Below are 22,509 nucleotides of genomic sequence, written 5' to 3' on the forward strand. Positions count from 1 at the left end.
CGCGCCGAGCTATCCCTGCGTTGCCGGCACGCCCAGCGACAGCATCAGCCGGTTAGCCCAGTTGAAGAACGAGGCGGCGCCAATCAGGTCGGCGATGGCGGCATCGTCGAGGCCAACCTTACGCAGGCGCTCGACATGCTCCTTGCCGAAGGTCATCGGGATGGTGGTGAGCGCCACCGAGGCGGCCACGATCGCTTCCCAGCGCTCGTCGAGCTTGGCGCCGACACCTTCGTCGAGCAGGCGTTGCACGTCGTCGACGCGCTTGGAATAGGTCGCCGCGAAACGCGCATGGACCGAAGCGCAGTAGATACAGCCGTTCAGCCGCGACGTCGCCGCGGCGGCGAGTTCGCGCTCGGCGCGTGGCAGGCCGGCTTCCGGATTGTAGAAGATGTCCTTGTCGGTACGGGTGCGCGCTTCCAGCACGTCGGGATCGCGCGCCAGCAGCCTGAAATAGGGCGACTTCACACGCGCCGCATCGACCAGGCTGGTCAGGTGCCGCTCGGTCATGTCGGCTTCCGCCATCGGCTCCAGCCACGGCAGCCAGTCGAGCATGTCGCGGGTGAAGACCACCGGCTCGGTGTGCGGCGGCGGCGTCAGCGTCTTTTCGGAAGTCTTGGTCTCGCTCATAGCGTGCTCGCAAGCGTGCTCAGGCCGGCAACGACCCGGATCTGATAGGAGAGGAAGGAGACGAGCTGGGAGATCGTCACGATGTCGGTGGTCGACCAGCCGGCATCCAACAGCGATTGCAGCGACGGCGCCGCCGCGTCGCGCGGATGGAAAACCAGCATGTGGGTGTGCTCGAAGGCAGCGGTAAGGCGTGGCCCCAGTATCTTGCGGCCGGCGTCGCTCACCTCCCAGGTCGGCCCCGGTGCGTCTTCTGCCGAGAGCGGCCCCTTGGGGAAGTGGCCGTAGGGGCCTTTGCTCTTTGCCGCAGCGACTTCAGCAGCAACGGCGGCGCCGAGGCCCGCCGGTAGCTTGGCTGCGTAGAAGGCGCTCGTCTTCGGCTCGCCGTGCAGCCCTGCCACGAATGCCGCGATGGCGTGGCGTTCGTCGGCCGTGACTGTGCCCAGATCCTTCGGCTCGAACAGGGACGTATAGCTTGCCTGGGCGTGCTTGCGCGCCTCGGAGCGCTGGGCGCGGATTGCATCCAGCTTGGAGCCGGGCGCGATGCCCACCAGCGTATCGATCACATCGGTCATGCGACTTGTCGTGCTCCCGCTTCCTTGTGGGGCGTCCAGCCCAGAGCCGGCGCAACCTTGCCGGCAAAAAGTTCGATCGAGCGCAGGATATAGGGATGCGGCGGATCAATCGAGTGAACCTGCATGGTGAGATCGGTGGCGCGCTGCAGGGTGGAATCGGCCTGCAGAGAGGCGATCACCTCATCGGGCGTGCCGATGTGCACGTCCATGGCGGCGATCAGGTCGCCCACCAGATTGCCCGAAGAGAGATTGCCGGTGGCCGCCAGCCGGTGGCGCATGCGCGACAGCCCGACTTCGGCAAGCCGCATTGCCTCGTCATGGCTATCGGCCACGAATACGGTTCGCGAGGCCAGGATACGCGGCTCACGTCCCTTGGGCAGCGCTTCGAGATAGGCGTCGAGCATGGGGTTCTGGATATCGGCCAGCGACGCCTGCGGCGCTTCCGGCGGACGCGGCTGAGTGCGCGACAGCATCAACCCGTCGCCAGCGGCGCCGGCGCGGCGCGCGCCCGATACGGTAAAGGTCGCCTGCCAGATGCGGTCGACCAGGCTCGCGCTCGATGGGTAGAGCTTGTCGCCTCCCTCCAGCTCGCGGCCCGACCAGGCCGTTTTGAGCGTGTCGAGGTGGCTGTCGAAGAGCTTGTGGCGATCGTTGCTGTCGAGGCCGAAAGCGGTGAAAGCCGTCAGGTTGCCGCCGGGCCCGACGCCCACTTCGAGGCGGCCACCGCTCACCAGGTCGGTGACGACGGCATCCTCGGCAACGCGGATCGGCAATTCCAGCGGCAGGGTGACGATGCCCGTACCGAGCCGAATGCGCGACGTGTGGGCGGCTGCATGTGCCAGGAAGACGAAAGGTGCCGGCAAGCCGCCTTCGCCTTCGTGGAAATGATGCTGCGCGATCCAGGCCGAATCGAAGCCGTTCTTCTCGGCATGCACAATCTGCTCTGTGGCGAGCCGGTATCGCTCCGAGGCGGTCGTCTGGTCGAGCAGACGCGTGAAGAAGCCGAGGCGCTTGATCGGAAACATCGTCATGGGCTCAACCTTGCGTGAAGACCGGGCGGGGAAGCAAGTGCAGCGACATCAGGCATACTGCGACCAGGAATGGCGTCGATCAGCTCGCGCGTGTAGGCGCTGTCGGGTCGGCCGAACACCGCCTCGATGGGGCCGCCATCGACCTGTCGTCCCTTGTGCATCACCGAGACCGTATCGGATATCTGCCGCACCACGGCGAGATCGTGCGAAACGAAGAGATAGGTGAGGCCGAGCGTTTTCTGCAGTTCGTCGAGCAGGGAGAGGATCTGGGCCTGCACCGTCACGTCGAGCGCCGAGACGGCCTCGTCGAGCACCAGCACGCGCGGATCGAGGACCAGGGCGCGGGCAATGGCCACCCGTTGGCGCTGGCCACCCGACAGGGCGCGGGGATGGCGTTCGAGGAAGCTCTCCGAAAGGCCGACACGGTTCAGCATGTCGCGCACCTTGCGCGCGCGATCGGCGGCGGGGATGGGCTCGAAGTTCAGCAAAGGCTCTTCGACGATTCGCGCGATGGTCTGGCGCGGATCGAGTGAACCATAGGGGTTCTGGTAGACGAGCTGGATGTGCTTGCGGAAGCGACGCAGCGCCTCGCCTTTCAACGTCGTGAGATCGACGCCGTCGACCAGGATGCGACCGGCGGTGGGCTTCAGGAAGCCGACGACGCTGCGCACCGCGGTGGTCTTGCCCGAGCCCGACTCCCCCACGATGGCATGGGTGCTGCCACGCCGGACCTTGAAGGAAATGCCGTCCAAGGCACGAAAGGTCTTGGCCGCGCCGCCTGTCAGCGGGAAGTCGTGCGTCAGTCCCTCGACATCGATGGCGAAATCCTGATTATCGACCAGGATGCGCACCGGCCGCGGCTTGCCGAGCGAGGGCGCATCGGAGAGCAGACGTCGCGTATAGGTACTGCTGGGTGCTGCCAGCACGTCCTTCACCGCGCCCTGTTCCTGGATACGGCCGCCTTGCAGCACCACCAGCCGGTCGGCGCGATCGGCAGCTACGCCAAGGTCGTGCGTCACCAGCAGGACGGCCGTGCCGTTCTCGCGGCGCAGCTCGTCGATCAGGTCGAGGATGCGGCGCTGCACCGTGACGTCGAGAGCGCTGGTCGGCTCGTCGGCCACGATCAATGCCGGATTGAGCGCCACGGCGATGGCGATGAGCACACGCTGCCGCATGCCACCCGAAAGCTCGTGTGGGTACTGCCGTGCACGCATCTCTGCAGGCGTCAGGCCGACCCTCTCCAGTAGTTCGATGACGCGAGCCTGGATCGTCTTGCGGTCGCCGCGCTTGTGGATCTGCAGCACTTCGGCCAGTTGCGAGCCGATGGTCCGCACCGGGTTCAGCGAGCTGCCGGGGTCCTGCGGGATCAGGCTGACGACGGCGCCGCGAATGCCGTCGAGCCGCTTCTGCGACCAGTGCGCGATGTCGGTGCCGTTCAGGCGAATGGCGCCGCCCTCGACCTTGCCATTGCCGGCCAGCAGGCCCAGCACGGCCTGCGCCGTCGTGGTCTTGCCCGAGCCCGACTCGCCCACCAGCGCCACGACTTCGCCGGGCATCACCTTGAAGGAGACGCCATGGACCACCCTCTGGTCGCGATTGCCGGTGCGGTAGGAGATGGCGAGGTCTTCGACCTCGAGAAGGGGGGCGGTGCTCATGGTTCGGTCCGGCCGATGGCCTTGGAGATGCGGTCGGCAGAGAGGACGACCAGGACGACGACGAAGCCGGGGGCGGCGGTGAGCCACCAGGCGCGCGAGAGGTAGTTGCGGCCCTCGGCGATCAGCAGACCCCATTCCGGTGTCGGCGGTGGTGCCCCGTAGCCCAGGAAGCCGAGGGTCGAGATGGCAAGGATCGCCGAGCCGAATTGCAGGGCTGCCAGCGCGATTACCGAAGTCAGCGAATTGGGCAGCACATGCCGGTACAGCACGGCCCAGAAGGTGCCGCCGCTTCCGAAGGCTGCCTCGACATAGTCGCTGCGGCGCACGCGCAACACTTCGGACCGGGCAAGACGGGCGAAACGCGCCACCGAAACCGCACCGACGGCGATTGCTACGTTCACGGTGCCAAAGCCCAGCAACACGATGATGCTGAGGGAAAGCAGCAGCGAGGGCACGGCCAGCATGGCGTCGACCAGCCGCATGATGAAGGCGTCGAGCCAGCCGCCACGCGCACCAGCAATCAAGCCCAGCAAAGTGCCAAGCAGCAGGCCGACGCTGACGGCGACGAAGGCGCCGGAAAGCGAATGACGCGCGCCATAGACGATGCGGGCATAGAGGTCGCGGCCGAGGCCGTCAGTGCCCAGCACATGTTCCTCGCTGGGGGCCTGGAGCTGCGTGCCCGGCACGCCCTCGGTGCCGCTGTAGGAGGTGAAGGCCGACGGGAAGGCGGCCCACAGCAGGACGATCAGCACCACGGTCCAGGCGAGAACCAAGGTAGGGGAGAGGCGCTTCAGCCGCGTGGTCCAGCCGGTGGGAAGGTCAGCCGAAAGGGACGCGTTGGCGCCGTTTGCCGTCTCGCTGCTCATGTCGTGGCTCCGACCTTGATGCCGAGACGCGGGTCGAGGATAGGGAAGAGGAGGTCGACGATCAGGTTGATGACGACGAAGGCCAGCGCCGAGATCACCACGATGGCTTGCAGCACGGCCGTGTCGTGATTGCCGACCGCCTGATAGGTGAGGCCGCCCAGGCCGCTCAGGCCGAACACCGCCTCGGTGACGACGGCGCCGGTCAGCAGCTCACCGAACAGGACGCCGGCAATGGTCAGGGTCGGCAGGATGGCGTTGCGCGCCACATGCCGCCACAGCACCCAGTTGCGCGAAGCACCCTTGGCGCGGGCTACGGCGACGAACGGTTGGGCCAGCACCTGGTCGATGTTGCGCATCAGGATCTGCGCCAGTGGCGCGGAGATCGGAATGGCGAGTGTCATCACCGGCAGGACCAGTTTCTCGACCGGGCCGGGGCTGATCACCGATACCAGGCCGAGCTGGAAGGAGAAGAGCTGGATCAGCATGATGCCGAGCCAGAAGACCGGCACCGAGATGAACAGTGACGGCAGTGACTGCAGCCCCGCACGCAACCAGCCCATGCCGGTCATATTCGACGCGGCGGCGAGGATGATCGTCAGGATCAGCGCCGCCACGAAGCCCAGAGACGCGAGCAGCAGGGTCGACGGCAGGTTGGTGGCGAGCAGTTGGCTCACCGGCACGCCGGCCTGGATCGAATAGCCGAAATTGCCGGTGATGAACTGGCCGACCGTGCTGAGATAGCGTTCCCACAACGGCAGGTCGGCGCCATAGGCGGCGCGGATATCGGCGATCTGATCAGGCGTGAGGCCCATCTCGGGCGCCATGAACTTGATCATGATCGCATCGCCCGGCAGCACCTGCAGCAGCAGGAAGGCTGCGGTGAAGGTAAGCGCCAGCACCGCCAGCGCTTGCCCGAGGCGACCGAGGAGATAGCTGGGCATTACTTCTGCGCGATCCAGGTCGAATAGAAGCTCGGCCGGCCGACCGCCTCGAAGGTGAAGCCCTTCACGCGTGGCGAGGCGGCGAAGGCCTGCGGCTCCTCGAAGATCGGGATCGCATAGCCCTGGTCGATCACATAGGCCTGGACTTCGCCGACCAGGGCCAGGCGCTTCACCGGATCGGTGGCGGCGGCAATGTCCTCGAGCAGGGTGTTCAGCTTGTCGTCGCTGAAGTTTTGTACCTTGGCGCTGACGCCACCCTTCTGCAGCAGTACGTTGCGTGTCGTGGGATAATACTGGCTGCGGATCACGTCGGGATCGGCGCGGCCGACCATCCCTGGCGAAACCGGCGTCTTGGCCGGGTCGAGATTGTCGGCAACGCGGCTGCCAGCATCGCCTGCCAGCACATTCAGCTTCACGCCGACTTTGGCCCACTGCTGCGCCACGAGCTGCAGGGTCTCCTTGTTCTGCGGCTGCGGCAGGGATTCGTACGCCGTCAGGACGAGTTCCTTGCCGTCCTTCTGACGCAGGCCGCGTGGGCCGACTGTCCAGCCGGCCTCGTCGAGCAGCTTGGCGGCCAGCGCCGGGTCGTAGGCGAGCTTGGCCGAGTTGTCGACATAGCCCTGCGCCGTCGAGGCGATGATCGACTTGGCCTGCGGGTAGTTGGCCGAGAAGAGCGTGCTGACGATTTCCTTGGTGTTGGTGGCGTGCAGCAGCGCCCGGCGCACCTTCACGTCGGATACCAGGAGATTGTCGGGGCGGAAGGAAATGCTGTTGTTGATGCCGCGCGTCGGCGCAGCATAGATGATGAAGCCCTTGGACTGGACCTGCTTCTCGTCATAGGCTTGGACCTGACGGATGACCTGCGCCTGGCCCGCCAGCAGCGCGCCGATGCGCACACTGTCCTCCGCTGTCACGATGTATTTGATGCCGTCCAGCAGGGCGCGCCCCTGATGCTCGAGGGTCTTCGGACCCCAGGCGTAGTCCTTGCGCGCCGTCATGGTGAGTTCGCGGCCCAGCACCTCGCTGGCCACGACGAACGGGCCGGAGCCGATGATCTTGGTGGCGTCGCCCAACGCTTCGAAGGGCAGCGACAGGGTCTTGAGCGAGACCAGGCCCGAGCCGATGACCGACGTGCCCTGCAGGAAGCCGACCGACGGCTTGGAGAAGAAGAACTTCACCGTCAGCGGGTCGACGACTTGGCTGCCCTTGTAGTTGGTGATCACTTCCGAAACCGGGTGCTTGAGCTCCTTGTTGCCGAGGCCGTAGGTGTCGAAGTTCTTGGCGACCGCAGCGGCGTCGAGCGGCGTGCCGTCGGAGAAGGTGACGCCCGGCCGGATCTTGAAGGTGAATTCCGTGGCGTCGGCGTTGACCGTCCAGCTCTCCGCAATCCACGGCTCGATCTCGAGCGTCTTCGGATTCTGGTAGGTGAGCTTGTCGGTGATCTGGTTGAGCACACCACCGTTGGGATAGAAGCCGCCGGCCGGCGGGTAGAGATTGGTGTGCGCCTGCTGTTCCAGATAGATCAGCGTGCCGCCTTTGACCGGCGTTTGCGCAGTCGCGCTGCTGGCGAGCAATGGAATGGACACGAGTGACGCGACTGCGCCGATAACGAAGCGCCGAGACTTTGACTGGGACACGACTCACCCCTTCTGCCGTTGCGGCACAGGAGTCGCCATGCAGTATTTGGACCGAAGCTCGCCCGTGCGGGCCAGAGATATGGTCAAACTAATGCGGCAAAGACACAGAGCAGATTACCAAATTCACGAACTGGCCGAAGGAAATCCTGCTCTCTTTCTAGGCAAACTCAGAAGAATCACCCACGCCGCGCGTCTGCCCGGCACGGGCAAGTGTTCGCGCGCTCAACGTCAGAACTCTCAACAGTCCTTCGGCGTCGCTGTGATCGAACGATCCTTCTGCCTCCATCGAGCCGTCCGCATTGAACAGTGAATGCGCGACGTCCGAAGCGGAGACGAAGCGAACGGTGCCGCGATAAAGCGAGACCTTGATCGTCCCTGTCATCAGAGCGGCCGTTTCGGCGATGGCGGCACGCGCCATGCGTGATCCGAGGTCCTGCCAGTATCCCTGATAGAGCTGACGCGACAGATAGTCGGACAGACCAGCGAAGAGTTCGGTCGCTCGCCGATCGAGCACGATCTGGGTCAGAAAGGCATAGGCGGTGGCGAGCAACTCCATTGCGGGTGCTTCGTAGATGCCGCGTGATTTCACGCCGACGAACCGATTCTCGACCATGTGCAGGCCGATCCCGATCGCGTGCCGACCGGCCACGAGATTGAGCCGTTGAAAGAGCAGGGGGAGTGGCAACGTTTTGCCGTCGAGGGAGACAGGCCGCCCTTTCTCGAAACGTAGTTCAATGGTCGTGGCCCGATCCGGCGCATTCTCCGGCCATTGGCCCATGATGGGGATCACGAGGTCGGCCGGTGTCTGCAGCGCCTCGAGCAATCCGCCTTCGTGGGTAAGTCCGAGCAAATTGGCATCGGTCGAGTAGGGTTTGCCGCGTGTCGCCTTGACCGGGATGCCGTACTGCTCGCAATAGTCGATCATCTGCTGTCGGCCGCTGAAGCGTTGCAGGAACGCTGCATCTCGCCAGGGGGCGTAAACCTGGATATCGGGGTCGAGCATGGTGGCAATGATCTGAAAGCGAACTTGGTCGTTGCCTCGTCCGGTCGCACCGTGGCTCATGATCGAGAGGTCGCGCTTGTGCATTTCCCCGACCAGGCCCTGGACGATCGCCTGTCGCCCGGCACCTGTCGTGTTCCAGTAACGACCTTCGTAGCAAGCCTGGGCCTGCACGACCTTGAGGCCCAGCTCTGCAATCGTCTCCTGCAATGGAAGACTGACGAAGTCTTCCGCACCGCTTGCCAACATACGGGATTTGATCTCGTCGACGCTCGCTTCGTCCGGTTGTCCGAGATCGGCCGTCATGCAGACGACCTTGACGCCCTGGGCGGTCAGCCAATGCGTGATGGTGCAACTGTCGAGGCCACCGGAAGCAGCGAACGCAATCCGTTTGCCCTTGAGGTCGTGTACGTTCATCCCTGCCTCCGGTTCGTTCTGTCTCCTCCTTGCTATCGGCGTGGCCTGCCGGTTTGTAGATCGCAATGTGCCGGCGGACGGCAGTTCATCCTGGCATTGTGCTAGGTTGCCGTCAGATTGTCGGTTTGGAGATCAATCGGTGGGCAGCAGGCAACGTGGCGGATTAGACAGCACCGACCAGGAGCTCATTCGATTACTGACGGCGAACGCCCGCGAACCCGTCACGACCTTGGCGCGAAAGCTGAACCTTGCCCGTGCGACCATCCAGGAGCGGATCGACCGCCTGAAGCGAAACGGCGTGATTTCTCGGTTCACGATCGAGGTGAAGCCGGAAGCGACCGCTCCCCAGATCACGGCCTGTGTCTTTGTGAAGGTGAACCTAAAAGCGAGCGCCGCCGTGGGCCGGGCGCTGTCGCGGATCAAGGGGATCCGCGAACTCTACAAAACCGCCGGCGAGAACGATGATTTTCTCGCCATCGTCGATGGCGCCGACACGGCGGCCATCGACGCGACGATCGGGGAGATCGTCGCCATTTCCGGAGTCGAACGGACCTCGTCCAAGATCATGCTGGCGAGGGTCCGCTAGAGCTAGGCCGCGCGGGCGAACTTCGCCAGCCGCTCGCCGATGATGGCGTTGGCTTCCGCCATCGTCCGGTCGATCAGCTGCTTTACCGTCGGAATGTCGCGGATCAGGCCTGCGACCATGCCGCAGGACCAGGCGCCCGCATCCATCTCGCCCTTCTGCATGATCCGCGGATAGACACCGGCGACCTCGGGGAGGATATCCTCGAACTTGATCTTCGACCCCAGCTCCTTCTCCTTTTCGATGAGGCGGTCGACGGCGGCGTTCTTCAACACGCGCTCGGTATTGCGCAGAGGCCGCATGACCAGCCGCGTGTCCAGCTCGCTCGCGGCCACCAGCGCCTGCTTCACATGCTCGTGGATCGGCGCTTCCTTGGTCGCCATGAAGCGCGTGCCCATGTTCATGCCGTCGGCACCCAGTGACAGGGCGGCGACCAGCGAACGGCCATCGGCCATGCCACCAGACGCCACGAAGGGAATCTTGAGCTCCTCGGCGGCACGCGGCAGGAGGATGAAGTTCGGCACGTCGTCCTCGCCGGGATGGCCACCGCATTCGAAGCCGTCGACGCTGACGGCGTCGCAGCCGATCGATTCCGCCTTCAGCGAATGGCGCACCGACGTGCACTTGTGGACCACCTTGATGCCGGCTTCCTTCAATGCCGGCAGCCACTTCTGCGGATTGTTGCCGGCCGTTTCGACGATCTTGACGCCACCCTCGACGATGGCGCGGATGTAACCCGGATAGTCGGGCGGGTTGATGGAGGGCAGGAAGGTGAGATTGACGCCGAACGGCTTGCTGGTCATCTCGCGGCACCGCCGGATTTCGTTAGCCAGCGCTTCCGGCGTGCGCTGCGTGAGACCGGTGATGATGCCGAGCCCGCCCGCTTCGGAGACGGCGGCCGCCAGTTCGGCGAAACCGACATAGTGCATGCCGCCCTGGATGATCGGATGTTCGATTCCCAGCAGCTCGGTGATCCTGGTCTTCATCGGTTTCTCTCCCTTGAACGCGTGACTGGTTTCTTGGTGCCGGACGCTGGCGGCAGATGCTGCGGGCTTCGCGCACCGGGGCCGCGATGGGCATGTACCCGCTTAGGATCGAGCGGCTCGCCGCATTGCGAGCAGATCATAACGGGGTCGAAATCCTTGCCACAACTGAGATGCTGATGCAGCAGCGGCCGGCCCTTCTTGCCGGACATATGGACGTCGCCCCAGTGAACGATCGACATGACGATGGGGTAGAGGTCGAGGCCCTTCTGCGTCAGCCGGTATTCGTAGCGCAGGGGCCGCTCCTGATAAGGCACTTTGGCCAGGACGAAATCGTCGACCAGCTTGCGCAGACGGCTGGCGAGGATGGGGCGCGTCACGCCGAGTCGGGCCTGGAAATCCTCGAAGCGCCGGATGCGCAGGAAGCAGTCGCGCAGGATCAACAGGGTCCAGCGATCGCCGATGACCGAGACGGTCCGTGCCAGCGAACAGGCCTCGTCTTCGAGGTTATTCCACTGCATGGCGGTTTCGGCGCTCTGGCATCCTCACTCTATCGTTTGGCGACGATCGCCTCTTCGACGTCGCGCAGCCTGTCCTTGCCGAAATAGATGTCGTCGTCGACGAAGAAAGTCGGCGAACCGAAGGTGCCTCGATCGACGGCACGCTGCGTTTCGGCCATCAGAGCTTCCTTTACCGGCGCCGTCTGTACAAGCTCGAACAGGCGATCCGCCGGCAGGTCAGATTCGAGCAGGGCCGCGCGCAATACAGCCAGGTCGTCGAGCTTCTTGGGTTCGGCCCACATGTGCCGATAAACCTCGTCGACATAGCGTTCGAAGATGCCGAGCTGCTGCGCCGCCACGGCGCCCCGCATGATCATGAGCGTGTTCACGGGGAAGAACGGATTGTGCTTGTAGCGCGTGATGCCGTGCTGGCGCACGAAGCGCTCGGTTTCGAGGCGCTGGTACTCCGGCTTGTTCTTGATGCCGGCATTGGTCTCGGCGGGTGAGCGATTGTTGGTCAGCTTGAAGACGCCGCCCAGCAGCACCGGCAGATAGACGAACTTCGCACCCGTGCGCTTCTCGATCTCCGGAATGACGAGGTGGCTGAGATAGGCGTTGGGGCTGCCGAAATCGAAGAGGAATTCTACCTTGGGCATGGGTCACCACTTCTCGCCGAAGGGACGGATCTCGAGTTCCGAACTCCAGGCATCGCGCGGCTGCTGGTAGAGCGACCAGTAAGCCTCCGCAACGGCTTCGGGGCGCATCAGCCGGTCGGGCGGCAGGGCGGCAAGCGCCTCATCGCCTTCGCGCTGCTTGATACGATCGCGCACCCAGGCGGTATCGACACCGGAATCGATCACCAGGTGGGCGACGTGGATGTTCTTGGGGCCGAGTTCGCGGGCGGCGGATTGGGCGACGGCGCGCAGGCCCGCTTTGGCCGCGGCGAAGGCGGCATAGCCCACGCCGCCGCGCAGGCTCGCAGTCGCGCCGGTGAAGAAGATCGCGCCTTTGCCGCGCGGCAGCATCAGACGGGCGGCTTCACGGCCCGCCAGGAAACCTGAGTAGCAGGCCATCTCCCAGACTTTGCGGAAGACGCGTTCCGTCGTGTCGATCAGGGGAAAGTTCACGTTGGCGCCGATATTGAAGATGCAGACTTCGAGGGGCGCCTGGGCTTCCGCCTCCTGCAGGAAGGAGGTGATGTCGGCTTCATTGCGGGCGTCCAGCGACCGACCCTTGGCGGTGCCGCCGGCCTTGGCAATGTCGGCGAGCAGGGGACTGAGCTTGTCGCCGTTACGCCGTCCCGCAAGAACCGAAAACCCCTCGGCAGCGAACTTGCGCGCGATCGCGGCGCCGATGAAGTCGCCGGCACCGATGATCGCTGCCGATGCGTTGCGTGCTGTCATGTTCCCTCCTGAGCGCCGAGAAATGTCAGTTCTTTTTCAACACCTGTCAATTCTGGTCAGGAACATAGATTTTACAGTGTCATGAGTTTTTGGCATTTGAATAGTGTTGTTTTCAAACTGACTATCAGAGCCGAAGGAGATCACCGGGATGAGCCGTCCTCTTGCTCTGGTTACGGGTGTCGGTCCAGGCACCGGGAGTGCCATCGTCCGTCGCCTCGCTGCCGGCGGCCATCGCGTCGCCATGCTGGCGCGCAGCGGCGAACGCCTTGCGTCGCTGGAGCGTGAGATCGCGAACACCAAGGGCTATGCCTGCGACGTGACCGATGAGCAGCAGCTCGATCGTACCGTCGCCGCGCTGCAGAGCGAGTTCGGGATGCCATCGGTCGTGGTGCACAACGCCGTCGGCGGGGCTTTCGGTACGTTTCAGGAGATCGATCCGCAGATCCTGGAAAGGAACTTTCAGGTAAATGTCATGGCGTTCCTGCACCTCGTGCGGCGCTTAGCGCCTGCCATGGTGGAGCGCGGTGAGGGGGCCATTGTCGCGACGGGCAACACCTCGGCACTGCGGGGCCGGGCGAGCTTCGCGGGCTTTGCGCCAACCAAGGCAGCGCAACGCATCTTGGCCGAAGCCATGGCGCGCGACCTTGGTCCCAAGGGCGTGCACGTCGCTTACATCGTGATCGATGCGGTGATCGATCTCGAATGGACGCGCAAGCGCTACGCCGAGGTGCCGGACAGTTTCTTCATCAAGCCGGCGGCGATCGCCGATGAAATCTGGCACGTGATTCACCAGGACAAGAGCGCCTGGTCGTTCAACGTCGAGGTCCGACCCTTCGGCGAGAAGTGGTGAGTCGCATGGCCGACATGCGCATCTTTTCCTACCTGCCCAATCCCCGTCTCTGGAAGGCGACGATCGCCGCCCGAATGTGTGGCGTAGAGATAGAGATCCGTGGCGCCAAGCCTGCCGAGTTGAAGGACTGGCTGTGGGACTTCGAGGCGCGACCTCTGTCGGACGCCGACCTCGCGGGCGGTGCTCCTGCGGCGACCGAAGGCCGGGTCGGCTTCAAAGGCGGTTTGCTGGTCAAGACGCCGGCGTTCCTCGACGCGCACCCGTTCGGCACGGTGCCGGCCGCCTTCAGCGGAGACGGCACGGTCGGCATCTTCGAGTCGAACAGCATCATGCGGACGGTCGCGCGGCTGGGGGCCGCACAGTGTCAGCTCTATGGTGGGGATGCCTACGAGGCGTCGCGCATCGACAGCTTCCTCGACGCCAGTCTGGTCTTCGCGCGCGACAGCCAGATCTATCTTCTGGCGTTGCGCGAACCCGATTTCCCGGCGCACGTCCATGCCCGCGCCGCCGAGGCGTTTGCGATCTACCTGGCCGGAATCGACCAGGCCTTGAAGCCTGCTCGCGCTTTCCTGGTGGGCGATACGCTCAGCCTGGCCGACATCTGCTTCGTCGCCGAGATCTGCCTCTTCTCGAACGAACGCCTGCGGCACACGAGCCTGATCGAGCGTGGTTTGGCTCCCGTTCTATCGAAAGACTGGCCGTCGCAGTTCCCGCGCGCCGCGGCCCATTTCGACCGGCTTGCCCTCCATCCGGCTTTCGCCCCGGATGTCGGGCCCTATCTCAGCAAGCTCACGGGGAGGGAGAAGTAACGAATGTCAACCAGCGCGAACCCAAGCCAGGGCCGGGTCTTCCACGAGCGTCACGACCATATCCTCAAGATCGTGATCGACAATCCGGCCAAGAAGAACGCCTTCAGCCCGGAGATGATGGCGGAGCTGTCCGACGCGCTCACCCTCCTCGACAAGGACGACGGCCTCTGGGTCGGCGTGCTCTGCGCCGAGGGCAAGGATTTCACGGCCGGTCTCGACATGCCCAAGTTCTTCGGGCCGACGGCGACGCGCAAACCGCGGCCGGAGGGCAACACTGATCCCTTTGGATTGGCGAACCAGTGCCGCAAGCCAATCGTCACGGCCGTGCAGGGCATCGTTTTCACGGTCGGTATCGAGCTCATGCTGGCAGGCGATATCGTCGTTGCCGCCGACGATTGCCGCTTCTGCCAGATGGAGGCCAAGCGCGGCATTGCCCGTTGGGCGGCGCCCACTTCCGTTTCATCACGCGTGCCGGCTGGGGTGACGCGATGTACCACCTGCTGCTGTGCGACGAATTCTCGTCGACCGAAGCGCATCGCATCGGCCTGGTGCAGGAGGTCGTGCCGACCGGTCGTCAGGTCGAACGGGCGATGGAGTTGGCGCGGATCATCGCGCGCAATGCGCCGCTCGGCATCCAGGTCACCAAGGAGGCGGGGCGCAAGTTCATCGAAGCCGGCGAGAAGGCCGCCATCGACGCGATCCCGCATATCCGGGAGCGCGTGATGGGCTCGGCCGACGCCGCCGAAGGCATCAAGTCCTTCGTCGATCGCCGCGCCGCGGTCTTCACCGGCAGATGATTTCCGTCAGCCGCCCAGCAGAGCGGCGGCGGGCTTCAGCTCCTTGCGCTCGACCTTCTTCACGATCTCGGTGAGCTTGGTGTGGGTGGGCGCCGGCACGCCGATGTATGTGCCGCGCTCGGCGACATAGCCGTTCATGAACTCGATCTCGGTGCGGCGGCCCTTCAAAATGTCCTGCGCCATCGAGGGGCGTTGGATGTCGGCGCGCGGGTTGGGATTGGTGTTGGAGCCGGGCCGCAGGATCGCCTCGACCTGGTCGAGGGCGGCCTTGTCGTTCTCCGACGCTTTCGCCAGCATCTCGGGTTCGAGCTTGCCGATCTTCTCGATGTGATAGCCCAGCGCCTGGCCAACCCGCACGGCTTCGCCGCCGAGCTGGATCGAGAAGCGGCGCACCGCATCGTTGCGGTCGCAGTCCGTGCCGGTCATGCCGGTGGCGGCCGAGACGCCGTTCTTCATGCCGTTCTGGCAGAGCTTGGCCCAGCGCTCGCCCCACAGGTTGGTGGTGGTCTTGGCGCTGTCGATCATGGCCACCATCTCGCGCAACTCCTCGACGCGTTTGGTGATGCGGCCATGGACTTCGCCGACACGGAACACGGTGTGCTTGTCGCCGCCCTTAGCGACAGTGCGGCGGATGCGGCCCGCCTCGTACATGTCGACGGAGATCAGCGAGGCCACCATGCCCACGGTCTTGCCCCAGCCGACGACGCCCGCGATGCGCTCCTCGTTCAGGCAGTTCTGCAGCGACACGATATAGCCGTCGGGCGAGAGATACTGCTTGATCAGCGCCGTCGCCCATTCGGTGTCGTAGGACTTCATCGCGACGAAGGCGATGTCGATCGGCTTCTGGCGTGACAGGTCCTGCATCTCGGTGAGGTGCATGGTCTTGGCGTTCTTGACCGTGAACTTCTCTTCCGGCGTCACGCCATCGAGCTCGAGCCCGCGGCTGCGAATGATTTCGATGTTCTCCGGCCAGAAGTCGATCAGGGTGACGTCGAGGCCGGCCTTGGCGAGATAGCCGCCGACATAGCCACCCAGGGCGCCGGTGCCAACGACCGCGATCCGCTTGCTCATTGTTCTTCTCCTTTAGGTCTGGGGCAGTTTGGCGAGGAACGCCTCGACTGCCTGATTGAAGAGGGCAGGCTGGTGCAGGTTAGCTGCGTGGCCCGCGTCGGGGATGACCGCCTTGGTCGATCCCTTGATCTTGGCCGCCATGTAGTCGGTGGCGGCGAGGAAGTTGGTGTCGTTGGCGCCGACCAGAACCAGGGTCGGTGCTGCGACCTTGTCGAGCGACTGGATCACGCGATCGTTCTGCTGGGCCAGCATGCGGCGCGCGGCTCCAGCGAGACCCGACGCATCGCGGTGGCGGACGATCTTGACCTCGTCGCTGCTGTTGAGCGCGGCAAGTCCCTCAGCGTCGAAACGGGCGGCACGCTGGTGCGCCGTCTCGTTCCATTTGGCGCGGGCCTCGTCTTTCTTGAAGCCGGGACCGGTGTCGAACAGCATCAGCGCGCCAACGCGCTCGGGATGCGTGGCATTGAAGGCGAGCGACATGTAGCCGCCGAGCGACAGGCCCGCGATGATCGCCCTCTTCGCGCCGACCGTGTCCAACAGCGCGGCCATGTCGCCGACGGTGAGGGCTTCGGAATAGCGGCTCGGATCCTTGGGATAGTCGCTGTCGCCATGGCCGCGCATGTCCCAGACCACGACCTGATAACGATCCTTCAGGGCGGCGACCTGGCCGTCCCACATCCGCGACGTCGAACTGTAGCCGTGGCTCAGCAGGATCGTCGGTCCTTTGCCGTGAACCTCGTAGTGGATCTTCACGCCGTCGCGATCGAGCTTGGCCATGGCGATCTCCTCTAGGGTGCGACGCGCGGCTCGCGACCGGCGCGTTCGATGTAGAGCGCGGCGTCTTCGGGCAGGATCAGCCGCTCGGCCAGCAACTGATCGACGACGGCCTGAACCTTGGCGAGATAGTCGGCGCCGCTCTTGTAACGTTCCGCGATCGAGGGTCGGGGATCGCCCGAGCTTTCGCGGGCCATCTTGTCGACCGGGAAGGGCAGGCAGCTTCCATCGCGATCGGCGATCTCACCCTTCGGGTAGGGCGGCTTGTACTCGTTCCAGCCGGTGTAAGTGGCGAGAGGCACCGCGATGTCGGGCAGGCGTACGCCGGCGGCCTCGTTGCCGTCGGCGTCAACCCTGGAGACAAGCGTGCGATAGGTCTTGTCGGCAGACTTGGGAGTTGTCCAGTCACCGGGCGGCGAGACGCTGTTTGTGACACGGACCTCGGCCGCGCCGGGCACCGCGGGGAACTCGGTCTTGGCTGCATCGACCAGGGTGCCGGCCGCGAGTGTCGGCACCTTGCTGGGTGGCGGCGTTTTGCCGGAGACGACCCACTCGTCCAGTGCGACGAGGAGCGCGCGAACGGCCGGCATCGGATTGTGCGGGTTGCGTGGATTGATGTTGGGGCCGGGGTCGGTCGTGGCGCCGGCGCGGCCGCCATGCTGGGTCCCGGCGATCATGTAGACACGCGAGTTGGCCGGCAGCTCGATGTCGCGAGTGCCGAGCGGGTCGGTGTGCAGCAGCGAGGCGCCCTTCTGCCAATACTCGGTCGAGGTGTTGGTTTCGATCAGCAGCGGATCGCAGCCGTCGCCGCGGAACAGCGAGCCCGTCTTGCCGGTCAACGGATCGTCGAGGCTTGCGGTCGAAAACGGAAACTCGTTCTCGGGGAAGCCGTGATCCTCGTGCTGGGTGTTGGTCCGCGCGGGCTGGGCGAACGGCATGTTGAAGAAGATGCGGCCGACGCCCGCGATATGACTGTGGACGCCGTCGAAGACCCGGCGGCCCTGTTCGTCGCGGTTGAAGCCTTCGGAGATGTGGTTGCGCAGATAGCGGCCGGCCTGGGAGAACCCGATGGCTAGCGCATGCGTGATCGGTCCGCCGGTTGCCTTGGCCGCGGCCGGGTCGTGGCGCAACCAACTAATCAGATCGCGTGTGGCGGCGAAGCCCAGCCCCTGCACCTTGGGATTCTTGGCGTCGTAGTGGAATTCGTAGAGATAACCGGGTTGCGCCTTCGTGCCGTCGCGCAATTTGATCGAACGGCCATCGACGAAGGACCATTGATTGAGAGGCAGTTCCCGTGGTGCGTCGTCGGCGCGTTCCCGCACCGTGAGGCGGGCGCGGTTCTGCTCCAGGCTCGCGGCTTCGTACGAGAGCTTGAACGTTTCCAGCACGCCGACACGCGTCCCTGAAACCCACTCTTCACGCACGGTCTGCACGATCGGTTGGCCGTTGGTCGTGGCAACGGGGGCCGTAAGGGCGAGTCCCATGTTGGCGCGCGGGGCGTCGGGATCCCAGCCCGACCAGACGATCGTGTAGCCTCGCCGCAGCGGAAATGCGTTGCCGAGATCGGCCAGGGTCTTGGGATCGTTTACGCCCTGCGGTCCATCGGCGATGTTGCCGAACAGCATCTTGCGGCCGCGATTGTTGACCTCGTAGAGGATGCGGCCGTTGCCACGGCCAGGATCGCGCGGCCGCAGGATGAAGATGTCGGTCTTGTACTCGACCTTGCCGGCGGCGTTGCGCGGCGCCTTGTCGATCAGCGCGATCCCCTTGTTGCCGGGATGCGCCGGATCGACCTCGCCACGGGCGGACGCGATCACGCGCTCATAGGGACCGGCCTCGCCGAACGGGGCGCCGTCGGCGAGGGGCTCTACGCGCTCGATATCGAGGGCGAGGAGCACTTAAGCCCTGGCGCCGGCTTTGGCTTCATCCGGCGGGAAGTTGAGTTCCACGCCGACGCCGTCGGGGTCATAGAGGAAGATCTGCGCCGCCCCGGTGCGCGGCACGATCTGCTCGCGGAACGTCACGTTCTTGGACTGCAGGCGCTTGCGCACACCAGACAAGTCGGTGGCGGCGAAGGCGATATGGTCGAAGCGGCCGGTATCCTCGAATTTCTTCTCGGTGCCGCGGACCACGATGCCCTCACGCGGCTTGCGCTCGCCGAGCAGGTGCACGGTCGCCACGCCGCCCGAGTAGAGCCAGTAGCCGGGGAAACCCAGAGGCGGCCGGTCGCCGTTCTCGAGGCCGAGCACGTCGCAGTAGAAATTCTTGGTGGCTTCGAGGTTGGAAGGCTCGATCGTGTAATGCTGAAGAATGCCAAGTGGCATGGCCCGTCTCCGTGGCTCTGGTCAGACGAAAGTGAGGTCGGCGTCGACGCCCATCATCCAGGCGCCGACGGTCTCGAAATGGGAAAGCCGACCCTGCAATTGCTGGGTCACGGTGTGGATGTCGCGGAAGCGGCGCTCCAGCGGATGGTTTTCGAAGATCGCCGTGGCGCCGGCAGCGTTGTAGGCGAAATCGACCGCGTCCTTCGCCTTGTGAATGGCATGGGTCGCGGCCATGCGGACGGTGATGCGCTGTTCGATGCTGATCGTGGCGCCGGCCGCGAGATCCTTCCAGATCCCGGCCATCGTCTGCAGCACATAGGCACGTGCCGAGCGCAGGCCGACCTCGGCCTGCGCGAGACCGGCTTGCACCACCGCATTGTCGCGGATCGGGCTCTTCATCCCGCGCGGCACCTTGTTGCGAGCCACGTCGACGAAGCTGTCGAGTGCGCCACGCGCGATACCGCAGGCAACGCCCGCGAAGCCCACCTGATAGCAGGTGCCGGCACCCATGCGGTAAAGCGGGCCAGGTTCGCGACATTCCTTCTCAAAGTCGCGCGTGATCGAATGATCGGCGCGGACGAAGAAGTCGGTCAGGGCGAATTGATCACTGGCGGTGCCGCGCAGTCCGACCGTGTTCCAGATGTCGGTCCACTGCACGTCCTCGGTCCGCACCAGCATGGTGCGCTCCTGCTGCACACCGTTCACGTCGAGCCGCGGCGAGCCGTCAGCCTGGTAGATCGGGCAATGGGCGCCAAGCCAGGTCGCATGCCGGCCGCCCGAAGCGAAGGCCCAGATGCCGGTGACCTTGTATCCGCCCTCGCATTCGATGGCCTTGACCCGAGGACCGGGGCCCCAGGCCAGCACGGCGCGCGGATCACTGCCGAAGATCGATTGCGCAACGGGCAGGTTGAGATAGGCGGCCGACATGGCGCAGCCACCCGCCTGGCTCAGGCACCAGGCCGTCGAGGCGTCGCCGCGGGCAATCGTTTCGATGACGTGGAAGAAGGTAACAGGATCGGTCTCGATTCCGTTCGACGAGCGTGGCAGCAGCAGGCGGAACAGCCTTGCTTCGTGCAGCTTGTCGAGCAGTGCCGGCGGCAGCCGGCGCTTGTCCTCGATCTCGTTCGAAGCGGCCTCGACGGCCGGCCGAACGGCCTCGGCGCGGGAGATTACGGTCTGGTCGCCCGCAAGGTCGGCAGAAGTCGGGATCAACGTATCCACGGTAATTCCTCGTCGAACACGGTTGTGTCAGGTGGTCGCCAGTTCCTTGTCGATCTGTTCGATCGACTTGCCCTTCGTTTCCAGCCCGAAGAAATAATAGACCAGCCCGGCCATCAGGAACCAGCAGCCGAGATAGAGAAAGGCCGTCGGAATCTGCGGCAGCGGCACATCAGGTTTAAGGTAGTTGTTCGAGCCGACGATCAGCGCTAGGCCGAGCGGCCCGATGATCTTGCCGATGCCCCCGAAGCCATAGGCCGAACCCATGCCTGTGGTGCGCAGATGCGAGGGCCAGACTTCCGCCGCGTACGGCCCGACGATGGCGAAGCCGCCGTCAGCAAAGAAGAAGGTCAGCGCCAGGAGCAGCCAGAAGGCGGATACGCCCAACAGTACAGAGTCGTAGTTGTAACCTGCGACAATGGTGAGAACGCCCGCGCCGATGCCTAACAGCCCTCCGCCCGAGCGCCGTCCGATCTTGTCGGAAAGGTAGGAGAAGGAAAGCCGGCCGATGAAGCCCATGACGGTGAGCAGGATCATCATCTTGGCAGCTTCCTGCGGCGTCACCTTCAGCAGCAGCACGAACAGTGACGGCGCCCACAGCGTGATGCCGTAGACGCCCGTCTGGGCGCCGGCATTGCCGAGCCACGAAACCAGCAGACTGCGCGGATACTTGAAGAGCTCGAACCAGCTCGCCTTGGGTGGTTCTGCCGGCGGCGCCTTGGGCAGCGGCAGGTCGCTGGGCTTCATCTGAAGCGCCCAGGCGAGCGACTTGCGGGCTTCTTCGTAGCGGCCCTGGCGGACCAGCCACACCGGCGATTCTGGCACCCAGAGGCGGACCAGCAGGACGAGCAGCGACGGCAGCACGCCGATGGCGAACAGCAGGCGCCACTGATCGGCACCCATGAAGGCGCCCAGCACCGCACCGAGGCCGACACCCAATGGGATGACGCAAGTGACGAGGCCACCGACCCAGCCGCGCTTGCGGGCCGGCACGAACTCCTGCACCAGCGGCAGGTCCACGCAATAAAGTCCGCCGACGCCGAAGCCGACGAAGAACCGCATGATGGTGATGTAGATCCAGCCGTTCTCTGGCGTGAAATAGAGCAGGCCGGTGGCGATCGAGAAGTTCAGCACCGTACCGATGAACACCTTGCGGCGTCCGATGCGGTCGGCGAGCCAGCCCCAGATATAGGCGCCGAGGATTGCGCCGACACCGGACGACAGCAGCACGATGGCCGACTGACCGAAGGTGAGCTTCCAGGGTCCGATCAGGAAGGCGAGCACGAAGCCGATCAGGAAGTAGTCGAAGAACTCGAGAGCGTCGCCGATCACCGCCGCGGCAATGATTTTCTTCTGATTGCCGGTCAGCCGCGTCTGCCGGTCGAGAACGTCGAACATGGACATTTCCCCAATGCGCCTTGTCATGGGTCGGATGAGCGCATGATCCATCACAACCCTGAGCGGCAACGCTACGCTCTCGCCGTCACGAGCGACAAGCGCCGTACGTCTTTTGCGTTTGCGCGTCGAAACATGCCGCTGCATGGCGGCTCGCAGCTTTGCTACAAGGCAGGGAAGAGGGGGAGTTTGTCATGCATTGGACCGATCGCCGGAAGCGCTTTCGCGCACTGCTTGCCGGACAGCGCTGTGTTCACCCAGGATCGGTGTTCGATCCGATCTCCGCGCGTATCGCTGAGGATCTTGGTTTCGAGATCGGCATGTTTGCGGGCTCCGTTGCTTCGATGACGGTGCTGGGTGCGCCCGATCTGATCGTGCTGACGTTGAGCGAGTTCGCAGACCAAGCCTATCGCATCAATCGCGCCGGCAATCTGGCTCTGATGGTCGATGCCGATCATGGCTACGGCAATGCCCTGAACGCACGACGCACGGTCGAAGAGTTGGAGACCGCGGGCGTCGCAGGCCTGAGCCTCGAAGATACCGATCTGCCGACGCCCTATGGCACGGCCAAGCCGCGGTTGATCTCGATCGAGGAGGGCGTGGGCAAGATGAAGGCGGCGCTGGGCGGCCGCCAGGATCCCGACCTTTGCATCGCGGGCCGTACCAGCGCCGTTGCGATCACTGGCCTCGAAGATGCGATCGCCCGCGGCAAGGCCTATGAGGCGGCGGGCGTCGATGCGCTGTTCTTCGTCGGCGTGCGCACACGTGCTGAACTGGATGCCATCTCTGAGGCGACCACGTTGCCGTTGATCCTGGGCGGCGTCTCCGGTGACCTGACCGATCTTTCCTATCTCGGCGCGCGGCGGGTGCGCATCGCCCTGCAGGGGCACCAGCCCTTCGCTGCCGCGGTGAAGGCGGTCTATGAGACCCTGAAGGCCCTGCGCGACGGCACCCAGCCTTCGAAACTGCAAGGTGTCGCGAGTGCAGACCTCATGAAGCGGGTCACGCGCGACGACGACTACGCGCACTGGACGAAGGACTTCCTGGGTGGCTGAG

Annotated in this window: 23 protein-coding genes and 1 pseudogene; 6 read left to right on the top strand and 18 right to left on the bottom strand. The window is 64.7% G+C overall.

Going from position 1 to position 22,509, the window contains the following annotated elements; all coding sequences use genetic code 11:
- Positions 1-9: 9 nt before the first annotated feature.
- From EPO50_RS15055 to argG, 8 genes are all read right to left on the bottom strand, one after another.
- Positions 10-627, bottom strand: a complete 618-nt coding sequence (locus EPO50_RS15055) for an alkylhydroperoxidase domain protein (RefSeq protein ID WP_296345372.1) — start codon at positions 625-627, stop codon at positions 10-12.
- On the bottom strand, positions 624-1,199 hold the full coding sequence (locus EPO50_RS15060) for a CMD domain protein (protein WP_296345373.1): 576 nt from the start codon (positions 1,197-1,199) through the stop codon (positions 624-626). Before EPO50_RS15060 ends, EPO50_RS15055 begins: the two co-directional genes overlap by 4 nt.
- Complete coding sequence (locus EPO50_RS15065) at positions 1,196-2,230, bottom strand: putative FMN-dependent luciferase-like monooxygenase (protein WP_296345375.1); 1,035 nt, start codon at positions 2,228-2,230, stop codon at positions 1,196-1,198. Before EPO50_RS15065 ends, EPO50_RS15060 begins: the two co-directional genes overlap by 4 nt.
- Positions 2,227-3,885 carry an ABC transporter ATP-binding protein gene (locus EPO50_RS15070; protein ID WP_296345377.1) on the bottom strand — a complete coding sequence of 553 codons (1,659 nt, stop codon included), beginning with the start codon at positions 3,883-3,885 and terminating at the stop codon, positions 2,227-2,229. Before EPO50_RS15070 ends, EPO50_RS15065 begins: the two co-directional genes overlap by 4 nt.
- Positions 3,882-4,751, bottom strand: a complete 870-nt coding sequence (locus EPO50_RS15075; RefSeq protein ID WP_296345378.1) for an ABC transporter permease — start codon at positions 4,749-4,751, stop codon at positions 3,882-3,884. Before EPO50_RS15075 ends, EPO50_RS15070 begins: the two co-directional genes overlap by 4 nt.
- Positions 4,748-5,692 (bottom strand): ABC transporter permease, encoded by a 945-nt coding sequence (locus EPO50_RS15080; RefSeq protein WP_296345379.1) that lies wholly within the window; start codon positions 5,690-5,692, stop codon positions 4,748-4,750. Before EPO50_RS15080 ends, EPO50_RS15075 begins: the two co-directional genes overlap by 4 nt.
- Positions 5,692-7,278: a TIGR04028 family ABC transporter substrate-binding protein gene (locus EPO50_RS15085; RefSeq protein ID WP_296345380.1), complete on the bottom strand. Its 1,587-nt coding sequence runs from the start codon at positions 7,276-7,278 to the stop codon at positions 5,692-5,694. The genes EPO50_RS15080 and EPO50_RS15085 overlap by 1 nt, the downstream gene beginning before the upstream one ends.
- 208 nt (positions 7,279-7,486) lie before the next feature.
- Positions 7,487-8,746 (bottom strand): argininosuccinate synthase, encoded by a 1,260-nt coding sequence (gene argG, locus EPO50_RS15090; protein ID WP_296345381.1) that lies wholly within the window; start codon positions 8,744-8,746, stop codon positions 7,487-7,489.
- A 139-nt stretch (positions 8,747-8,885) separates the two neighbouring features.
- Between argG and EPO50_RS15095 the strand changes: the two genes are divergently transcribed.
- Positions 8,886-9,332 carry an Lrp/AsnC family transcriptional regulator gene (locus EPO50_RS15095; RefSeq protein ID WP_296345383.1) on the top strand — a complete coding sequence of 149 codons (447 nt, stop codon included), beginning with the start codon at positions 8,886-8,888 and terminating at the stop codon, positions 9,330-9,332.
- Between the two features lie 2 nt (positions 9,333-9,334).
- On the opposite strand, the gene EPO50_RS15100 is transcribed toward EPO50_RS15095, so the two are convergent.
- From EPO50_RS15100 to EPO50_RS15115, 4 genes are read right to left on the bottom strand one after another with little or no spacing between them, the layout of a single operon-like run.
- On the bottom strand, positions 9,335-10,315 hold the full coding sequence (locus EPO50_RS15100) for a nitronate monooxygenase family protein (RefSeq protein ID WP_296345385.1): 981 nt from the start codon (positions 10,313-10,315) through the stop codon (positions 9,335-9,337).
- Positions 10,312-10,833 (bottom strand): helix-turn-helix domain-containing protein, encoded by a 522-nt coding sequence (locus tag EPO50_RS15105; RefSeq protein ID WP_296345387.1) that lies wholly within the window; start codon positions 10,831-10,833, stop codon positions 10,312-10,314. Before EPO50_RS15105 ends, EPO50_RS15100 begins: the two co-directional genes overlap by 4 nt.
- A gap of 29 nt (positions 10,834-10,862) precedes the next feature.
- Complete coding sequence (locus EPO50_RS15110) at positions 10,863-11,468, bottom strand: 2-hydroxychromene-2-carboxylate isomerase (RefSeq protein WP_296345389.1); 606 nt, start codon at positions 11,466-11,468, stop codon at positions 10,863-10,865.
- Positions 11,469-11,471: 3 nt separating this feature from the next.
- Positions 11,472-12,215 carry an SDR family oxidoreductase gene (locus tag EPO50_RS15115; protein ID WP_296345391.1) on the bottom strand — a complete coding sequence of 248 codons (744 nt, stop codon included), beginning with the start codon at positions 12,213-12,215 and terminating at the stop codon, positions 11,472-11,474.
- Between the two features lie 148 nt (positions 12,216-12,363).
- On the opposite strand from EPO50_RS15115, the gene EPO50_RS15120 reads away from it, so the two are divergent.
- The 4 genes and pseudogenes from EPO50_RS15120 (at position 12,364) to EPO50_RS15135 (ending at position 14,671) form a co-directional block, all read left to right on the top strand.
- Positions 12,364-13,065 carry an SDR family NAD(P)-dependent oxidoreductase gene (locus EPO50_RS15120; RefSeq protein WP_296345393.1) on the top strand — a complete coding sequence of 234 codons (702 nt, stop codon included), beginning with the start codon at positions 12,364-12,366 and terminating at the stop codon, positions 13,063-13,065.
- Between the two features lie 5 nt (positions 13,066-13,070).
- Positions 13,071-13,874: a glutathione S-transferase family protein gene (locus EPO50_RS15125; protein ID WP_296345395.1), complete on the top strand. Its 804-nt coding sequence runs from the start codon at positions 13,071-13,073 to the stop codon at positions 13,872-13,874.
- Between the two features lie 3 nt (positions 13,875-13,877).
- Positions 13,878-14,252, top strand: a pseudogene (locus EPO50_RS15130) (enoyl-CoA hydratase-related protein); the annotation flags it as partial.
- A gap of 59 nt (positions 14,253-14,311) precedes the next feature.
- Positions 14,312-14,671, top strand: coding sequence for an enoyl-CoA hydratase-related protein (locus tag EPO50_RS15135; protein WP_296345396.1), 360 nt, complete (start codon positions 14,312-14,314; stop codon positions 14,669-14,671).
- 6 nt (positions 14,672-14,677) lie between these two features.
- Here the strand turns inward: EPO50_RS15135 and EPO50_RS15140 are convergent, their stop codons facing one another.
- The 6 genes from EPO50_RS15140 to EPO50_RS15165 are packed head-to-tail and all read right to left on the bottom strand — an operon-like array spanning position 14,678 to position 21,456.
- Positions 14,678-15,742, bottom strand: a complete 1,065-nt coding sequence (locus EPO50_RS15140) for a ketopantoate reductase family protein (RefSeq protein ID WP_296345398.1) — start codon at positions 15,740-15,742, stop codon at positions 14,678-14,680.
- A gap of 12 nt (positions 15,743-15,754) precedes the next feature.
- Positions 15,755-16,519, bottom strand: a complete 765-nt coding sequence (locus tag EPO50_RS15145) for an alpha/beta fold hydrolase (RefSeq protein ID WP_296345400.1) — start codon at positions 16,517-16,519, stop codon at positions 15,755-15,757.
- Between the two features lie 11 nt (positions 16,520-16,530).
- A complete protein-coding gene (locus tag EPO50_RS15150) occupies positions 16,531-18,414 on the bottom strand; it encodes an alpha/beta hydrolase domain-containing protein (RefSeq protein ID WP_296345402.1) in 1,884 nt (627 codons plus the stop codon).
- On the bottom strand, positions 18,415-18,840 hold the full coding sequence (locus EPO50_RS15155; RefSeq protein ID WP_296345404.1) for a VOC family protein: 426 nt from the start codon (positions 18,838-18,840) through the stop codon (positions 18,415-18,417). It abuts the gene before it with no gap.
- A 21-nt stretch (positions 18,841-18,861) separates the two neighbouring features.
- Positions 18,862-20,061 carry an acyl-CoA dehydrogenase family protein gene (locus tag EPO50_RS15160; RefSeq protein ID WP_296345406.1) on the bottom strand — a complete coding sequence of 400 codons (1,200 nt, stop codon included), beginning with the start codon at positions 20,059-20,061 and terminating at the stop codon, positions 18,862-18,864.
- Between the two features lie 27 nt (positions 20,062-20,088).
- Positions 20,089-21,456: an MFS transporter gene (locus tag EPO50_RS15165; RefSeq protein WP_296345408.1), complete on the bottom strand. Its 1,368-nt coding sequence runs from the start codon at positions 21,454-21,456 to the stop codon at positions 20,089-20,091.
- 191 nt (positions 21,457-21,647) lie between these two features.
- Between EPO50_RS15165 and EPO50_RS15170 the strand changes: the two genes are divergently transcribed.
- On the top strand, positions 21,648-22,508 hold the full coding sequence (locus tag EPO50_RS15170; protein ID WP_296345409.1) for an isocitrate lyase/PEP mutase family protein: 861 nt from the start codon (positions 21,648-21,650) through the stop codon (positions 22,506-22,508).
- The last annotated feature ends 1 nt before the right edge of the window (position 22,509 follow it).

This window comes from Reyranella sp. (assembly GCF_004297405.1).
GTDB lineage: Bacteria > Pseudomonadota > Alphaproteobacteria > Reyranellales > Reyranellaceae > Reyranella.

What these genes read in the sequence shown, in the direction of transcription:
- EPO50_RS15055 (WP_296345372.1), bottom strand. Translation starts at nt 627, where the DNA reads ATGAGCGAGACCAAGACTTCCGAAAAGACGCTGACGCCGCCGCCGCAC.
- EPO50_RS15060 (WP_296345373.1), bottom strand. Translation starts at nt 1,199, where the DNA reads ATGACCGATGTGATCGATACGCTGGTGGGCATCGCGCCCGGCTCCAAG.
- EPO50_RS15065 (WP_296345375.1), bottom strand. Translation starts at nt 2,230, where the DNA reads ATGACGATGTTTCCGATCAAGCGCCTCGGCTTCTTCACGCGTCTGCTC.
- EPO50_RS15070 (WP_296345377.1), bottom strand. Translation starts at nt 3,885, where the DNA reads ATGAGCACCGCCCCCCTTCTCGAGGTCGAAGACCTCGCCATCTCCTAC.
- EPO50_RS15075 (WP_296345378.1), bottom strand. Translation starts at nt 4,751, where the DNA reads ATGAGCAGCGAGACGGCAAACGGCGCCAACGCGTCCCTTTCGGCTGAC.
- EPO50_RS15080 (WP_296345379.1), bottom strand. Translation starts at nt 5,692, where the DNA reads ATGCCCAGCTATCTCCTCGGTCGCCTCGGGCAAGCGCTGGCGGTGCTG.
- argG (WP_296345381.1), bottom strand. Translation starts at nt 8,746, where the DNA reads ATGAACGTACACGACCTCAAGGGCAAACGGATTGCGTTCGCTGCTTCC.
- EPO50_RS15100 (WP_296345385.1), bottom strand. Translation starts at nt 10,315, where the DNA reads ATGAAGACCAGGATCACCGAGCTGCTGGGAATCGAACATCCGATCATC.
- EPO50_RS15105 (WP_296345387.1), bottom strand. Translation starts at nt 10,833, where the DNA reads ATGCAGTGGAATAACCTCGAAGACGAGGCCTGTTCGCTGGCACGGACC.
- EPO50_RS15110 (WP_296345389.1), bottom strand. Translation starts at nt 11,468, where the DNA reads ATGCCCAAGGTAGAATTCCTCTTCGATTTCGGCAGCCCCAACGCCTAT.
- EPO50_RS15115 (WP_296345391.1), bottom strand. Translation starts at nt 12,215, where the DNA reads ATGACAGCACGCAACGCATCGGCAGCGATCATCGGTGCCGGCGACTTC.
- EPO50_RS15120 (WP_296345393.1), top strand. Translation starts at nt 12,364, where the DNA reads ATGAGCCGTCCTCTTGCTCTGGTTACGGGTGTCGGTCCAGGCACCGGG.
- EPO50_RS15125 (WP_296345395.1), top strand. Translation starts at nt 13,071, where the DNA reads ATGGCCGACATGCGCATCTTTTCCTACCTGCCCAATCCCCGTCTCTGG.
- EPO50_RS15140 (WP_296345398.1), bottom strand. Translation starts at nt 15,742, where the DNA reads ATGAGCAAGCGGATCGCGGTCGTTGGCACCGGCGCCCTGGGTGGCTAT.
- EPO50_RS15145 (WP_296345400.1), bottom strand. Translation starts at nt 16,519, where the DNA reads ATGGCCAAGCTCGATCGCGACGGCGTGAAGATCCACTACGAGGTTCAC.
- EPO50_RS15155 (WP_296345404.1), bottom strand. Translation starts at nt 18,840, where the DNA reads ATGCCACTTGGCATTCTTCAGCATTACACGATCGAGCCTTCCAACCTC.
- EPO50_RS15165 (WP_296345408.1), bottom strand. Translation starts at nt 21,456, where the DNA reads ATGTTCGACGTTCTCGACCGGCAGACGCGGCTGACCGGCAATCAGAAG.
- EPO50_RS15170 (WP_296345409.1), top strand. Translation starts at nt 21,648, where the DNA reads ATGCATTGGACCGATCGCCGGAAGCGCTTTCGCGCACTGCTTGCCGGA.